Source organism: Snodgrassella sp. ESL0324 (assembly GCF_013344955.1).
In the GTDB taxonomy this organism is placed as follows: domain Bacteria; phylum Pseudomonadota; class Gammaproteobacteria; order Burkholderiales; family Neisseriaceae; genus Snodgrassella; species Snodgrassella alvi.
Genome location: NZ_JAAEDS010000002.1, coordinates 1 through 16,434 on the forward strand (window position 1 = coordinate 1; position 16,434 = coordinate 16,434).

Here is a 16,434-nt window from a genome sequence, read left to right on the forward strand (position 1 = left end):
CTGTTACTGTATCTAGGCCAGAGAGGGGAAGGACTGCTGACGCAGCGCTTCGTAGAGGACGATGGCGGCGGCGTTGGACAGGTTCAGTGAGCGGATGTGCTCTGACTGCGGAATTCGCAGACATTGCCCGGCGCGTGCCTGTGCGAATGCCTGGGGCAGTCCGGTGGTTTCGCGACCGAAGAGAAAGTAGATTTGCTGATTGGGGTCGCTGTAGTCGAACTGAGTGTAGTTGCGAGTGCCGTAGGTTTCTATCAGGTGGACCTGTGCGTTAGTCTGGGTTTTAGTTATCTCGATGAATTCTTTAAATTTTACTGCTTAAATACTGTAGCTTTAGATATAAATTTTAGTGGCTGAAATATAGTTTAGGAAAAATTAAAAACTTTTGGTTACAGTTTATATAGATGATTGCTCTATAAACGATTCGATAACTATTTAACGGTTCTGAAATAGATTCTGGTCTGACTTAAATATTGTTTCATTTATATAATTATTGTGCTGCCCTGTAGCCGTAAGCAGTTATTGTGAACCAATTTTGTGCATATTGTTTATTCCGTATTTTCTTCTGATAGACTCTTCCTGTTATGTGATTAGTATGATAAGTTTTGATTGGGAGATTTATTAGGCAGAAATTTTAAGCCAATTGTTTGTCGGGTAGTAAAAGTCAGTACGATTATTTCTCATTGAATGGGTTTATTCAGTACATTTAATACCCAAATGGTAATAGGTAATACAATGATAGGTTTGATGATTGTTACCCACGAGACAGTAGGGCAGGCAAATATGCAATTAATCCGGCATATTTTTGGTTCTGTACCTGATAATGTTACTTTAATCGGGGTACGTAGTAGTGATTCAGTTGAAAGTATACATGCTGAGGTTGTAGAAAAACTGGCTTCTTTGGATTATGGTCACGGTGTATTGATTCTCACTGATATTTTCGGCGCAACACCTTGTAATCTAGTGCGCCGGTTAATTCAGAGTGACAATGTTATTCTGCTAACTGGTCTTAATGCTCCAATGCTGGTTAAGGCACTTCAACATTTTACTAAAGCAGATGATGTACATAAATTTGCAGATGAAGTTAAAGCTGCTGCTATTGCCGGCATTATAACTATTTCTAATCAGGATGAGCTTTGAAATGGTAAAAAAGGAAATTGAGATTATTAACAAGCTTGGTTTGCATGCACGGGCGTCGAATAAATTTACTCAGGTAGCCAGCCGGTTTCAATGCGAAGTATGGGTAACCCGGAAAGATCGCCGCGTTAACGGTAAAAGCATTATGGGACTAATGATGCTGGCTGCGGCACAAGGTAGTGTAATTGAGCTGGAAACTGACGGTGTTGACGAAAACCAGGCAATGCAAGCACTGGTTGAGCTGATTAATAATTATTTTGGTGAAGACGAATAATGAGTATCGTCCTGCATGGTGTTGCAGTGGGGGCAGGTGTTGCTATCGGTCGTGCTCATCTGGTGGTGCGCGGTATGGATGATGTGCCACATCAGGAGTTGTCGATTGAAGAAGTGCCCGCAGAAGTTGCCCGTTATGAGCAGGCAATCAAAACAACTCGCCGTCAGTTAGAGCAGTTGCGTACAGATATTCCGCAGAATGCACCTTCAGAACTGGGAGCGTTTATTTCTCTGCACCTGATGCTGGTAGGTGATGTAAGTCTGTCCAGAGAGCCTGTAGATATTATTGAAGCACAATGTGTTAATGCAGAATGGGCATTAAAACTGCAAACGGATAAACTTTCAGATCAGTTTGATGCAATTGAAGATAATTATTTACGCGCACGCAAGCAGGATATGCTGCAAGTAGTTGAGCGTATTTTTAAAAATCTGATTGGTTTATCGACAGAAGTCGTGACTGAAGCGGAGGATTTTGAAGAAGATACGATTCTTGTTGCCCATGATTTATCGCCGGCAGATACGGTTTTTTTTAAAGACAGCCGTATTGCTGCATTTGTTACTGATGCCGGCGGACCAACTAGCCATACCGCGATTCTGGGGCGTAGCCTGGATATTCCCTCTGTGATTGCACTGGGCTATGCCCGGGAATTAATTAATGAAGATGAGCTGATTATTGTAGATGGCACAATGGGTGTAGTTATTATTGCACCTGATGATGTTATTTTAAAGGAATATCGCCGACGTTTGAGGGAATTTCGCAGCTTAAGACGGCAATTAAATAAACTTAAGAATACGGCAGCAACAACATTAGATGGAATCAATATTGAGTTGTTGGGTAATATTGAAAGTGCTAATGACATAAAAGCACTGCATAGTCTGGGTATGGATGGTATCGGATTATATCGCAGTGAGTTTTTTTATCTGAACCGTGATGCTCTGCCTACAGAAGATGAACTGTATACCGAATACGCTGATGTGGTTAAAAAGCTGAAGGGTAAAACATTAACCATACGAACAATTGATTTAGGTGTGGATAAAAATCCGCGCTGGTTTGGTCCTAGTCATACGATGAATCCGGCTTTGGGGTTGACCGGTATCCGTTTGTGTCTGGCTGAACCTGTGATGTTCCGTACCCAGATGCGGGCAATTATGCGGGCTGCGGTTTTGGGGCCTGTGCGCATGATGTGGCCAATGATTTCATCAGTAACAGAGATACAGCAGTGTTTGACTCATTTAAATACAGCCAAACAACAGTTACACGATCGCTTTGAAACCTTTGATGAAAATATTCAGGTTGGGGCGATGATAGAGATTCCGTCAGCTGCACTAACAGTTAATTCTATTTTGAAGATGATTGATTTCGTTTCAGTCGGTACTAATGATTTAATTCAGTATACGCTGGCGGCAGACCGTAATGATGAAAGTGTGAGTTATTTATATCAGCCGGGTCATCCTGCGGTACTGAAGTTACTGTTGCATGTTATCCGTACCGCTGCACGTCTGAATAAACCAGTATCCGTGTGCGGAGAAATGGCTGGTGATGCTCAATATACACGGTTATTGATGGCGATGGGGCTGCGCCGGTTTTCGATGAATGCAAATAATATTCTGGCGGTGAAAAATCAGATTATTCAAAGTGATCTGCTAATGCTTGAAACAGAAGTACAGAAAATATTACGTAATGATGATCCAGATAAAGCATTAAAATTACTGAAAAAATTAAATTCTTCACATGAATTATCTGAAAGTGCGGATTAAATAAATTGTTTTGTCTGACTTAGCACAGTTTAACTGCGTTTAATGATGATTTTTCTATAATATTTTTGTCAGTATTGTTTTTGCCTGACAATCAGTATTGAGTAAGTAGTGTTTTCCCGCAAATTGTCCACCGATATTCCCTCCCTTGGTATCGGTGGTTTTTTTTATTTATTTTTATATATGCTATATAAATATTAAAAATGATTTATGCAATTAATATGATATTGTAGTATTGATGGACTAAACTCAATAACTGTATTGCCAGAATGATTAATTGCAGGTTTGTGTCTTGAGTAAACTGTTATAATAGTGGTCTATTTTTATACAATAAACTGATAATTCATGATGCAAGAACATTATTGTCCCGAAAAGATTGAGCCGGCTGCACAAGTGCGCTGGCAGGAATACCGTTTATTTAACGCTAAAGATTTTAGTCCGAAACCTAAATATTATTGTCTGTCGATGTTTCCTTACCCCTCGGGTAAGTTACATATGGGACATGTGCGTAACTACACTATTGGTGATGTACTGAGCCGTTATCGCTTGCTTAATGGGTTTAATGTGATGCAGCCCATGGGCTGGGATGCATTTGGTTTGCCTGCTGAAAATGCAGCAATGAAACATCAGGTAGCACCGGCACAATGGACTTATGACAACATAGCTTATATGAAAAAGCAGTTGCAGAGTTTGGGTTTTGCGATTGACTGGGAGCGGGAAATTGCGACCTGTACACCGGAATATTATCGCTGGGAACAGTGGCTGTTTGTGCGTTTATTCCAGAAGGGCATTATTTATAAGAAAAACGGAACAGTAAACTGGGATCCGGTGGATCAGACTGTACTGGCTAATGAGCAGGTTGTGGACGGTCGAGGCTGGCGTTCTGGTGCCATTGTAGAAAAACGTGAAATCCCGATGTATTACTTCAGGATTACAGATTATGCTGAAGAACTGCTCAATGGTCTGGATACACTGGAACATTGGCCTGAGCAGGTAAAAACCATGCAGCGCAACTGGATTGGCAAGTCACGCGGGATGCAGGTACGGTTTGCACTGGCTGAAGACAGTAAAGCAGGATTAACCGGTGAGTACGCAGATTTTGTACAGGTATATACCACACGTCCTGATACACTGATGGGAGCAACTTATGTTGCTGTTGCTGCAGAACATCCGCTGGCTACAGCTGCTGCTGCTGATAACCCTCAGTTACAGCAGTTTATTGCTGAGTGCAAGGCCGGTTCTGTGGCTGAAGCAGACATGGCCACAATGGAGAAGAAAGGTATGCCTACCGGACGCTTTGCCATCAATCCGCTTAATGGCGATGTATTGCCGGTCTGGGTGGCCAATTATGTGCTGTGGGGATATGGTGATGGTGCGGTAATGGCTGTTCCGGCGCATGATGAACGTGATTTTGAATTTGCCACTAAATATCAGCTACCAGTAAAACAAGTAATTGCCTCTACGCAGAATACAGATACTTTTAATGCAAGCGCGTGGCAGGAATGGTATGGCAGTAAAGAGCAGACACAGTGTGTTAACAGCGGTGAACTGGATGGTCTGGATTTTTATGCGGCATTTGAGCGTGTTGGTGAGATTTTACAGGCTAAAAATGCCGGTGCACCGAAAACACAATATCGCCTGCGTGACTGGGGTATTTCCCGGCAGCGTTACTGGGGTTGCCCGATTCCGATTATACATTGTGATGATTGTGGTGATGTTACTGTTCCGGAAGAACAGTTGCCAGTTGTATTACCGGAAAATGTGGTACCGGATGGTGCCGGTTCTCCGTTAGCCAGAATGCCGGAATTTTACGAAACTACCTGTCCATGCTGTGGTAAACCGGCTCGTCGGGAAACTGACACTATGGATACTTTTGTTGAATCGAGCTGGTATGCGGTACGGTATGCATCACCACATTGCAATACCGCAATGGTGGATAAAGAGGCTGCTAATTACTGGATGAATGCAGACCAGTATATCGGTGGTATTGAACACGCTATTTTACATCTGCTCTATGCCCGTTTCTTTACAAAGTTAATGCGCGATGAGGGGCTGCTGAATGTAGATGAGCCATTTGCCCGCTTACTTACTCAGGGTATGGTGGTATGTGAAACGTATTATCGTGAAGGTGCTAATGGCAGCAAAGAATGGATTGCACCGCAAGATGTGGATTTGCAGCGGGATGATAAAGGCCGGCCTCTGGCTGCAACCCTGAAAGCAGATGGTAAACCGGTATGTATCGGTGGCATTGAGAAAATGTCTAAATCCAAGAATAATGGTGTGGATCCGCAAGAGCTGATTGACCGCTATGGTGCGGATACTGCGCGATTGTTTATGATGTTTGCCGCACCGCCTGAGCAATCACTGGAGTGGTCAGATGCCGGGGTAGAGGGTGCGCATCGCTTCCTGCGCCGTTTGTGGCGTACTGTATATGATTATTTACAGCAGGGTGCAGGTGTAACCGCATTTACCGGTAGTCAGGATAATTTGTCTGCCGACCTGAAAGCGCTGCGGTTGAAACTGCATAGCACAGTCGCCAAAGTAACCGATGATTATGGTCGCCGGCAGCAATTTAATACCGCAATTGCTGCGGTTATGGAATTGCTGAATCAGTATGACCGGACTGATTGCACTACAGAAGCAGGGCGAGCCGTGGCACAGGAAGTGCTGGAGTGCGTATTGCGTCTGTTATGGCCGATTGTGCCTCATGTGTGTGAAACATTATGGAATGAGCTGTCTCCGCAAAAAACGCTGTGGGATGCTGCATGGCCATGTGTTGATGAAGCCGCACTGGTACAGGATGAAATTACCCTGATGGTTCAGGTAAATGGTAAGCTGCGCGGACAGATTACAGTTTCTGCCGATAGTAGTAACGATGAAGTACAGGCAGCAGCATTGGCTGATCCGGCCATACAACGATTTGTGGATGGCAAAACACCGAAAAAAGTTATTGTTGTGCCAAAACGATTAGTCAATATTGTTGTCTGATCGCATAATCCGATGAAAAAGACATGTTATTAACATGTCTTTTTTTTATTACATAAATTAATTACGGCGAAATACGCCTAGATTATTTGGCGCCTGTAGCGCAAATAATTCAGGGTAGAGTATAGGCGATTAGATAGTCTCCCATCTTCGTACCGAATGAGCTATGACCACCGGCCATTTGTACTACATATTGTTTACCATTAACGGCATACGTCATTGGTGTAGCCTGTCCGCCGGCAGGCAAACGTGTCTGCCATAATAAATCTCCGTTACTGGTATCGTATGCACGCAGATAGTTGTCCTGAGTTGCACTGACAAACATAATATTACCCGCTGTGGATATTGAGCCACCCAGACCCGGAACGCCAATTTTAAATGGTGGTAATTCAAATAATTTCGGCAGACTGTCACGAATAGTGCCAATACGCTTTTTCCACACTACTTGGTTAGTCTGCAAATCAACACCAGCTACAAATCCCCATGCCGGTTGTTTACAAGGTAAACCTATTGGTGAAAGAAAAGGGCTAATTTCTACCCCATAAGGAGCGCCATACATCGGCTGGATACCATTCTCAGTACCGGCACCCTGTTTTTGCTGAGCCCTGTCGGGATTAGTCGGAATCAGGCGGGAAACGAAGGGCAGTCCGATTGGGTTCATCAGAGCAATTTGCCGATCCTGATTGACAGATATACCACCCCATTCAAATACCCCCAGATTACCAGGAAATACCAGTGTGCCATTTTCAGAAGGTGGTGTATAAATGCCATTGTAATTTAAGCGTTTAAACTGGATGCGGCACAGAAGCTGGTCAAACATGGTTGCTCCCCACATATCTTTATCAGTCAGTTTGTCTTTCGGCATCAGACTTAAAGCTGAGAAAGGCTGGGTAGCTGCATAATGTTCACCCTGTGTCGGTTTACCATGTTTCAGAGTCTGTGGTACCGGCTGTTCTATAACTGGCACAATAGGTTGGCCGGTTTCACGGTTGAGGACAAAAATATTACCGGTTTTGGTCAGCACATAAATAGCAGCAATCCGTTTACCGGATGATATTGTAATGTCCATCAGTGAAGGCTGAGCCGGTACGTCCATATCCCAAAGATCATGGTGAGTAGTCTGAAAATGCCATAGCAGTTTACCGGTGGAGGCATTCAGTGCCACAAGAGAGTTGGCATAACGTTCTTTTAACTTATCACGGTGACCGCCCCAGATGTCCGGTGTGCTTACTCCGGTGGGTATATATACAATATTACGCTGCTGGTCGTAGGCCAGAGGTGCCCATGCATTGGGTGAATTATGCACGAAATTGGTCTTTTCACCCGGCATCGCATTCGGGTTTTCCGCACCAGTATCAAATACCCATTTTAATTGGCCGTTATTGACATCATAACCACGAATTACCCCGGAAGGTTCTTTAGTTGAGAGGTTATCCGTTACCGAACCACCGATAATAATCGTACTAGGTGTTACAACAGGCGGTGAGGTCGGATTATATCCTCCCAAAAAAGCATAAGGCATTTTGGCTTGCAGATTAATTTCACCGTTATGACCGAAATCCGGACATTTCTGACCAGTTTGTGCATTGACGGCAATTAAACGGCCATCATTAACCGGTAATAAAACTTTTTGCGGACAAATAGCGGATGCGGTGGTCTCAGAACTGTGTGCTGTCGTAGCATCATAATAGCTGACACCACGACAAGTCAGATGCTGAAAAGTTTTGTTACTGCGCAATTCAGGGTCAAAACGCCATAAACGTTTGCCGGTAGTGGCATCCAGAGCATCCAGAAACTGGTGTGGTGTACAGATAAAGAGTTTCTTGCCGATTTTGATCGGTGTTAGTTCATTAGTGGTTTCTGCTGAATCATTAGCAGTTTTGAAATCACCAGTACGGTAAGTCCAGGCTACTTTAAGCTGTTTAACATTAGCGGTATTGATTTGAGTTAATGGTGAATAACGTGTTCCGCCCTGAGTACGACCATACGCAGGCCAGTCTTCTGCTGCTACACCATTATCGTCTGCCGCTGGTGCCGGCTGGAGGCGAGTAATGGTGCCATTAATTTGCTGCGGATCATGACTGATGCTGTAGAACATCACACCTAGTATCGCAATTAATGCTAATGTAATAATTAATTTTCCATTTCGTGAAGCTGATATATGCCGTGTTGGCCACGGAGTTAAAAGCCATAATCCAAACAGAAATAGCAGGTCAAAACGTGGTGCTAATGCCCAGAAATCGGTGCCGGACTCCCATAAACCCCAGATTAGTGTGATAAACAGAATAATTGCATATAGCCACAGACAGCTACTGCGCTGATAATGGTATAGCGTTGTAAACAAACATAGAATTAGGGCAATAATGGCATAAAATGCTGAACCGCCTAGCCATATCAACCATATACCTCCTATAAGCAGATAGATAACAGTTAGCCAAAGTACTATCAAAGTCATTATTCTGGCGAGAGAAAACGATGTATATGCTTTCATAATGCGTCTGTTAGCTTATTTTTATAATAAAAATTAAAGATAAAAATTATTATAATAAACAATATATAAGATGCAAATGTATATATTAATGATTAAAAAATTTACAGTCGGGAAATTTCGAATCTGATCTTGAATCAGCAACCAGTTTTTAGAAATACAGTAATATTTTTAGCAGATTTTATTGCAAATACAGGTAATTTTCAGGAAGCAATAAAAATTAGTTTATTTTTTTCAATCTGTGTAAATTGTAATGTCTAAGTGAATTCAGAATGGCTTTTCAATATTTAAATTGCTGTAACTAAGAAATAATATGGCGTAATTAATTCCGAATAATCTGATTTATCTGTTCAGATAATAAATTTTAGTATGGATAATTAGTAAATAAACGGAGTAATTACTTTTGCTTGAATTTTTTATCTTGCGGTTACCTGAATTTTTAATTTTATTCTTGCGATTGTGCAATATATCTGATTTTCTAGGGATTGTTAAATTGTTTAGTTGTATTTTTGTTAATTAAAATTTACTTATATAAGAATAATATATTTATATTGCTGATATATAAAGGTAAAACCTATATTCTTTTGGAGCTAAATATTGCATAATATATACATATATTAATTAATAATTATTAAAGTAAATTTTTGTATTTATAATAAATTAATATGTAGGAAATAGTTTTATTCTTTTCAAGAATTTTAATTATGAACACTGTAAAAAATTGATTTGGGGAATAAGAATGAATAACTTTAAGCAGAAAAAATTAAATTCAATTATACATACACTAGTATTTAAACTTTCACTAGGAACCCTGGCACTACTTCCAATATCAGTAAATGCAACTACATCTATTGATGATAATAATATCGGGAATTACAAAAAAACTGGAATTGATATCTTCGACGATGTAGAAATAAATATAAGTAAAACAAACGACTCTGAACCACATATTGATATTGATCAGAATAGTAGAGCATGGATTGGTATTCGATCGTCTTCCAACAAATACACAACTATTACTGGTGACTCATTTAAAATTAGAAGTCAGATATCTAAGAGTTATACAGATTTTTATGGTATTCACCTGGGAAATCAAACTAATTTTGTTTCAAAAACTGATCTTGACATAAATATTGGAAGTGGTAAAGGTATTTATCTAGCTGATGGAGCAATGGGCGAGTTTAGAGGGAAAGTAAATATAGAAACTGGAAACAGAAGTATAGGAATACATTCTTATACCAGTTCAGTCCCACGCCGTACAAAAAGTTTATTTAAGAATGAAGTAAAAATAAATACCAATGGTGAGGGAAGTCGGGGTATTTGGTCTCAGAGAACTCAGAGTCTAACAGCAGAAGGAAATGAACTAATTTTTAACAATAAAGCGGTGATTGATGTAAAAGATTCTTCTTCAAATCCTAATACTGCTGGAATTTATGTAGATCAATTACCACCAAATCCAGGCACCTTCACCGGCAAAGGCGATTTTATACAATTCAATAAAGGGCTTAAACTTACTGTTGATGGTGGTACCGCAATTTCAATGAACCAGCACAAGGGTGAATTAGAGATTAGGGATACTGATGGTTCAAATGATATCCGTATTGTTGTTAAGGATCCTGAAGGCTTTAATGCGATACAAGCAATAGCCGGCAAAGTGATTATTGATGGTAAATCGGAAATTATTGGAGATATTGTTTCAAGTGAAAATGATGAGCTTCGGGATAAAGGAGTAGTTAAATTAACTCTGGCTGACGGATCAATGTTATTAAGCTCTTTGGACAATGATAATGGTGCAGGAGAGATTAATCTTGGCCTTTCCGGTAGTCACAGCCAGTGGAAAATGACCGGCAGCTCAAATATTAACTCTCTGGAACTCAGTGATGATGCCAAAGTCAGTTTTGGTTATGACTATGCTACTCCCGATGCTGTTACCAGCCTTAACGGAAACAACGCAATGGTATTAGAAACTGATTCGTTAGCGGGTAATAATGGCGTATTTAAAATGCGAGCAGCGATTGGTAAAAATATAGATAATGATTTGCTGAAAATAACCGGATTACAACAGGCAAAGGGTAATCATAAAATTGCTGTTATTGATGCCAAAACTGGCTCCGCTACAGTAACTGGCAAAGAAAAAATTAAACTGGTAGAAACTAACGGTGGCGGAGCTAAATTTACTTTATCTTCATCTTCTGTTGATATTGGTGGCTATGAGTTTAATACTTTAGACGAATTTGACAATTCTAATCCTGACGGTAAAGATTGGATATTGTCTGCATCTTCAAATTCTGATAGCAATCAAGGTGGGGAGACATCAGGCGGCTCAGATAGCAATAATGACAACGGGTCAGCAGGAGATTCAGGTTCAGGTATGAAACCAAAACCAAAACCAGATTCCAAACCGAATTTAACTAATACAGCGAAGAATGCGGCCAATATTCTTAATTCAAATTATTTAATGAGTTATGTTGAAACACAAACTTTATTGCAGCGTATGGGACAAATCCGTACCGATGATACAGCGAGCGGTAAAGTATGGGGGCGTATATATACAGGGAAACTGAATTCATTTAATGATAATCGGTTGTCTGGTTTTGATATGGATTATTATGGATTACAGATGGGGCTGGACCGTAAACTGAATTACGATAAAGTGAACCTATATTATGGTTTAATGGGCGGACTAAGCCGTGGTGAAGTTGATCACAACGTTGGTGACGGCAGTACTAAAAGTTATTCACTAGGATTATATGGTACGTTACAAAGTCAGAATGGTTTTTATCTTGATGGTTTAGTCAAGTATATGCATATGACCAACAAGTTTAATACTTTGACAGGTGGTGGTTACCGGGTGAATGGTGAGGGTCATACCAATGGTTTTTCTCTCGGCGCTGAAATGGGCAAACGTATCCGTCTGACTTCTGCAGGAGAGGCAGAACAGGGTTGGTATTTAGAACCACAGGCTCAGCTTACTTTTTCGCATCAGAACGGTGCCACCATTAATGCGACCAATGGATTAAGAACCAGACTGGGTAGTTATAATTCATTAATAGGGCGGGCGAGTCTTATTTTAGGCTATACCATTCAAAACAATAAAAATCCGGTAGATATTTATTTTAAAACAGGTTATCTGAGGGAGTTTGATGGAAAAACTTCTTATACCTTTAATCGTGTTGCAAAAGAAAAATATGATTTTGGTGGTAACTGGTGGGATAACGGTATAGGAATTAATGTGCGGCTGAATGGGAAACATCATATTTATGGTGATATGGTTTATTCTGCAGGAAACAAATTTAATCAGAAGCAGATTAATGCGGGATATCGTTACAACTTTTAACCAGAATGTTATTGCTGACTAAAGCTAAAATTTAGCAAAGACTGATGTTTAAAAGCAGGTTTAATCATGGTGGTGCCGGATAATTTCGGTGCCACCATTTTGGTGTTTAGTTGATTATTGGTCAATGTATATAGGAAATATGGCTATTAATATTAATTTATTGAATGTAATTATGAATTAGTCAGAGAATACGCAGTTATGTATTTTAAATGGATGCGTTTAGTAGTGATATCAATGGTTGAGTATAAACAATTTAATTATTTCAAATGCATAATTAATTTTTCTTTGATTGATACTTATCAGCTGTTGCCGGATACCTGTTGCTGTTTAAGTTACAGCCTGTCTGAATAGGTGAATAGTATTCAGAGTAAATCTTTTTCATACTGCTCCATCCAGTTTGCGATGGAAACCAAAGCCGGTTTTAGAGTTTTTCCCAGCGCTGTTATCTGGTATTCAACTTTAGGCGGTACTTCGGGGTAGAGCTTTCTGGTAATTAATCCTTTTTGCTCAAACAGCTTTAGCTGTTTTGTTAATTCTTTCTGAGTAATTGGTGCGATGGTTCGCCTTAATTCGCCAAAACGAATGGGTTGATCAGTAATAATCAGGCGATACAGGATAGGAATAGCCCATTTTCCTGAAATTAAATTAACAAATTTAACCATAGGACAATGATAAATATCAGGGGTATTTTTTTCAGTGTGCATAACTATTTTCCATTAGTATCTATTTGGTACCTACTTTCATAAGTAAACCGGTTAAATTATACTGAATTTTATTTTTGAAAGGGAATCTATGAACAGGTTAGCGGGTAAATATACACTGATTACAGGCGGAAGCAGTGGAATAGGGTTGGCAACTGCCAGAGAATTTATTGCCGAAGGTGCGACAGTAGCCATAACCGGCAGAAATAAAGACAGATTACTGGCAGCGAAGCAGGAATTAGGTGCAGATGTAATAATATTGCAAAGTGATACTTCTGTTATTGAAGAACAAAAGCTTCTGGCTGCACAGTTAACCAAAATGTGGCCTAGATTAGATGCTGTATATATTAATGCGGCCGATGTCACTCATATGCCGGTAACTGATTGGAATGAAAATACTTTTGACAGGGTAATGAATACTAATTTCAAGGGGCCATTTTTTCTGATACAGGCGCTGTTACCTTTGCTGGCTGATCCCTGTTCGGTTATTTTGTGCGGTACGGTAAGTACCAAAATCGGTTTACCGCAAAGCAGTATTTATGCGTCCAGTAAAGCTGCTCTCTGTTCATTAGCCAAAACACTGTCGGGAGAGCTGTTATCCAGAAATATTCGCTTCAACTGTTTAGTCCCCGGCCCGACAGACACGCCGGCGCATATGAATTTAAATACCACTGACGCGGATGCTGTCAAACATTTACAGCAGGAAATTAAGGCATTGGTACCGTTAGGACGTTTGGGCAAACCGATTGAGCTGGCTAAAGCCGCTGTTTTTCTGGCATCGGATGAATCATCTTTTATGCTCGGTGCGGAAATACTGGTAGATGGCGGGGTAGGTAATATCTAATTTTAGTTTTTTGATAAAAATAATGATGTTATTTGCGTAAATTAAGTAGTAAATCTCTAAAGACGTTCGGATCTTTAATAAAGGTAATTTCTCCTGCCTGCGGAAAATGGTAATCAAGCAGGCGGGAAACCCAGAAACGAATACATGCAGCTCGCTGTGCAACCGGAAAGTAATCCTGTTCAGCGGAAGTCAGCGGGCGTATGCTTTCGTAGCCGTGTATAAATGCTTGTTGCAGATTTTGGTCGATATGATTGTCTGCACGACGTGCCCAGTCGTTAACGGCGATGGCAAGGTCATACATGAAATTACCGTTACATGCATAATAGAAATCAATAAATCCGGCTACCTGTTCACCATCCAGCAAAACATTATCGCGGAATAAATCGGCATGGATGATACCTGCAGGCAGATTTGTACATTCATGTGCATCAAAGAAAGCAATTTCTGCTTGTAATAACTGCTGATCTTCCGGATCCAGAAAGGGTAATAAGCGGGTACTGGCCTCATGCCACCAGCCAGTGTAACGCGGATTGTGCATTTTCTGCGTGAATTCACTACCGGCCAGATGCATTTTAGCCAGCATCGCTCCGGTATTGAAACATTGCTGTACGGATGGGCTGCTGGTATCGCTGCCGGTCAGGCAGGTTACCAGACAGGCTGGTTTGCCAGCCAGAGTGCTGTCCAGACGACCGTCAGTTCGGGCAATAGGAGCAGGACAGGCTACGCCGTGAGCACTCAGATGTCGGGTTAAATCTAAAAAGAAGGGCAGCTCATCCTGTGTCATGGCTTCAAAAACAGTCAGTACAAAGCGCCCTTGTGTGGTGGTTACAAAATAATTGCTGTTAGTAACGCCCTGAGCGATACCTTGTAAACCAATAAACCGACCTAAGTGATAATCACGCAGAAAGCTGCGCATTTCATCGTCGCTAACGCTCGTGTAAACCGACATAAATGTAACCAATAAACAGAATTAAACGAAAAGTTTAAACCTGAGACAGGATGTTTAAACAAATTGCAAGCATGATGGCAATAAAGGGCTGATGTCAAGTATTTATTCGAATGATTGCTTATGAACGGTAGTTTATAGAAAACTTGTTATCTGATAATGTTTAAATTGAATGATGGGTATGTCATATAAGGGGTTGAAACAGGAATTGGGTAATTCGTAAGCCAATATTCCGGACGATGCAACTATACTGGAAAGTATTTTATCTTTATTGCATATAATAAAATAGAATAAGTGAATGCATAAGGGCTATTTCACAACTTATTTACTTTTGCGTATTCTTAGCTGGCACTAGGTATCAAACGCGGGCAGAAAGCTTGCCGGCGCAGGAGTATAAAATGAATTTATCTTTGCTCGCGAACATTATGATGTTCGCATTGTTATTATGGATACTGAGCCGTACGCATTCAACCCAATGGAGTTTATCCAAAAAAGTATTATTGGGTATGATTCTTGGTATTGGATTGGGTTTAGGGCTGCAACTGATTTACGGAGCATCCAGCTCGGTAATCCGTACTTCTGTACAATGGTTTGATGTAGTCGGCAACGGCTATGTACAGTTATTGCAGATGGTCGTTATGCCGTTGGTGTTTGCCTCAATTCTGAGTGCTGTGGCGCGATTACATAATGCTGCTCAGCTAGGCAAAATCAGTCTGATGACTATCGGCGTGTTACTGTTTACTACGGCGATGGCTGCGCTGATCGGTACTTTGCTGACCAGCCTGTTTGGTCTGACTGCCAGCGGTCTGATTCAGGGAGAAGCTGAAACTGCGCGCTTTAATGCAATTCAGGCTAATTATGTTGGTAAGGTAGCAGATTTAAATGTACCGCAGCTATTACTGTCTTTTATTCCGAAAAATCCGTTTGCTGATTTAACCGGAGCCAATCCGACCTCTATTATCAGTGTGGTTATTTTTGCTGTATTTCTCGGTATGGCCGCATTAAAGTTATTAAAAGATGATGTTGCTAAGGGTGAGCGGGTGTTACGGGCAATTGATACCTTACAAAGCTGGGTAATGAAATTGGTACGGATAGTAATGCTGTTAACTCCCTATGGAGTCCTGGCACTGATGACTAAAGTAGTGGCTTCTTCAAATATGCAGGAGATTATTAAGCTGGGAGGATTTGTACTGGTTTCATATCTGGCACTGGCTTTGATGTTCGGGGTACATGGTCTGTTACTGGGCATATTTGGGATCAATCCGGGTAAATATTTTCAGAAAATATGGCCGGTACTGACTTTTGCATTTACCAGTCGCTCCAGTGCCGCTTCTATTCCGCTTAATATCGAGGCTCAGACGCAGCGTCTTGGTGTACCGAAAACTATTGCCGGTTTTGCTGCTTCTTTTGGTGCAACTATCGGACAGAATGGTTGTGCCGGTTTGTATCCGGCTATGCTCGCCACCATGATTGCGCCAACTGTAGGTATCAATACTCTGGATCCATGGTGGATTGCAACACTGGTCGGAATGGTGACTATCAGTTCTGCAGGTGTGGCTGGTGTGGGCGGCGGAGCTACATTTGCGGCGCTGATTGTACTGCCGGCAATGGGTTTGCCGATTACGCTGGTGGCTTTACTAATTTCTGTAGAGCCATTGATTGATATGGGGCGTACAGCATTAAATGTCAGCGGTGCGATGACAGCAGGTACGTTAACCAGCCAGTGGCTGCATCAGACTAATAAAAAAATATTAAATAGTACCGAGCACGGCAGACTGGTACATTAATGCAGTAGGTTCTTAAAACTATTTGTCATAATTAGCAGCCGGTCTGTGTCAGCAGAGCGGCTGCTTTTTTTCGCTTAAATTCTTAATATAGGCATGAGCGGATTTTTAAGGTTTACAGACAGGTAATTAAACAGGACAGTTAATCATTTAACTGTCCTGTTTGGATAATACTATGATGATGTCG

Annotated in this window: 11 protein-coding genes; 7 read left to right on the forward strand and 4 right to left on the reverse strand. The window is 41.1% G+C overall.

Features of this window, described 5'->3' with window-relative positions; translation table 11 throughout:
* Nucleotides 1–12: 12 nt before the first annotated feature.
* Nucleotides 13–294, reverse strand: coding sequence for a TrmH family RNA methyltransferase (locus GYY70_RS00275; protein WP_174830851.1), 282 nt, complete (start codon nt 292–294; stop codon nt 13–15).
* 438 nt (nt 295–732) lie between these two features.
* On the opposite strand from GYY70_RS00275, the gene GYY70_RS00280 reads away from it, so the two are divergent.
* The 4 genes from GYY70_RS00280 (at nt 733) to leuS (ending at nt 6,150) form a co-directional block, all read left to right on the forward strand.
* The gene (locus GYY70_RS00280; RefSeq protein WP_084547138.1) at nt 733–1,137 is read left to right on the forward strand and encodes a PTS sugar transporter subunit IIA; all 405 of its coding nucleotides are present in this window, start codon (nt 733–735) and stop codon (nt 1,135–1,137) included.
* Between the two features lies 1 nt (nt 1,138).
* Nucleotides 1,139–1,408, forward strand: a complete 270-nt coding sequence (locus GYY70_RS00285) for an HPr family phosphocarrier protein (RefSeq protein ID WP_084547137.1) — start codon at nt 1,139–1,141, stop codon at nt 1,406–1,408.
* On the forward strand, nt 1,408–3,165 hold the full coding sequence (ptsP, locus tag GYY70_RS00290) for a phosphoenolpyruvate--protein phosphotransferase (protein ID WP_174830838.1): 1,758 nt from the start codon (nt 1,408–1,410) through the stop codon (nt 3,163–3,165). Before GYY70_RS00285 ends, ptsP begins: the two co-directional genes overlap by 1 nt.
* Nucleotides 3,166–3,510: 345 nt before the next feature.
* Nucleotides 3,511–6,150, forward strand: a complete 2,640-nt coding sequence (gene leuS, locus GYY70_RS00295; RefSeq protein ID WP_174830852.1) for a leucine--tRNA ligase — start codon at nt 3,511–3,513, stop codon at nt 6,148–6,150.
* Nucleotides 6,151–6,259: 109 nt separating this feature from the next.
* On the opposite strand, the gene GYY70_RS00300 is transcribed toward leuS, so the two are convergent.
* On the reverse strand, nt 6,260–8,638 hold the full coding sequence (locus GYY70_RS00300) for a glucose/quinate/shikimate family membrane-bound PQQ-dependent dehydrogenase (protein WP_174830839.1): 2,379 nt from the start codon (nt 8,636–8,638) through the stop codon (nt 6,260–6,262).
* Between the two features lie 736 nt (nt 8,639–9,374).
* Here GYY70_RS00300 and GYY70_RS00305 point away from each other — a divergent pair.
* Nucleotides 9,375–11,972 (forward strand): autotransporter outer membrane beta-barrel domain-containing protein, encoded by a 2,598-nt coding sequence (locus GYY70_RS00305; protein WP_174830840.1) that lies wholly within the window; start codon nt 9,375–9,377, stop codon nt 11,970–11,972.
* Between the two features lie 362 nt (nt 11,973–12,334).
* Here GYY70_RS00305 and GYY70_RS00310 read toward each other — a convergent pair whose 3' ends face one another.
* The gene (locus tag GYY70_RS00310; protein WP_174830841.1) at nt 12,335–12,676 is read right to left on the reverse strand and encodes a helix-turn-helix domain-containing protein; all 342 of its coding nucleotides are present in this window, start codon (nt 12,674–12,676) and stop codon (nt 12,335–12,337) included.
* 88 nt (nt 12,677–12,764) lie between these two features.
* Here GYY70_RS00310 and GYY70_RS00315 point away from each other — a divergent pair, with 88 nt between their 5' ends.
* The gene (locus GYY70_RS00315; protein WP_174830842.1) at nt 12,765–13,517 is read left to right on the forward strand and encodes an SDR family oxidoreductase; all 753 of its coding nucleotides are present in this window, start codon (nt 12,765–12,767) and stop codon (nt 13,515–13,517) included.
* 28 nt (nt 13,518–13,545) lie between these two features.
* Here the strand turns inward: GYY70_RS00315 and thrB are convergent, their stop codons facing one another.
* Nucleotides 13,546–14,466: a homoserine kinase gene (gene thrB / locus GYY70_RS00320; protein ID WP_084547587.1), complete on the reverse strand. Its 921-nt coding sequence runs from the start codon at nt 14,464–14,466 to the stop codon at nt 13,546–13,548.
* Between the two features lie 395 nt (nt 14,467–14,861).
* Here thrB and GYY70_RS00325 point away from each other — a divergent pair, with 395 nt between their 5' ends.
* Nucleotides 14,862–16,250, forward strand: coding sequence for an L-cystine transporter (locus GYY70_RS00325; RefSeq protein ID WP_174830843.1), 1,389 nt, complete (start codon nt 14,862–14,864; stop codon nt 16,248–16,250).
* The last annotated feature ends 184 nt before the right edge of the window (nt 16,251–16,434 follow it).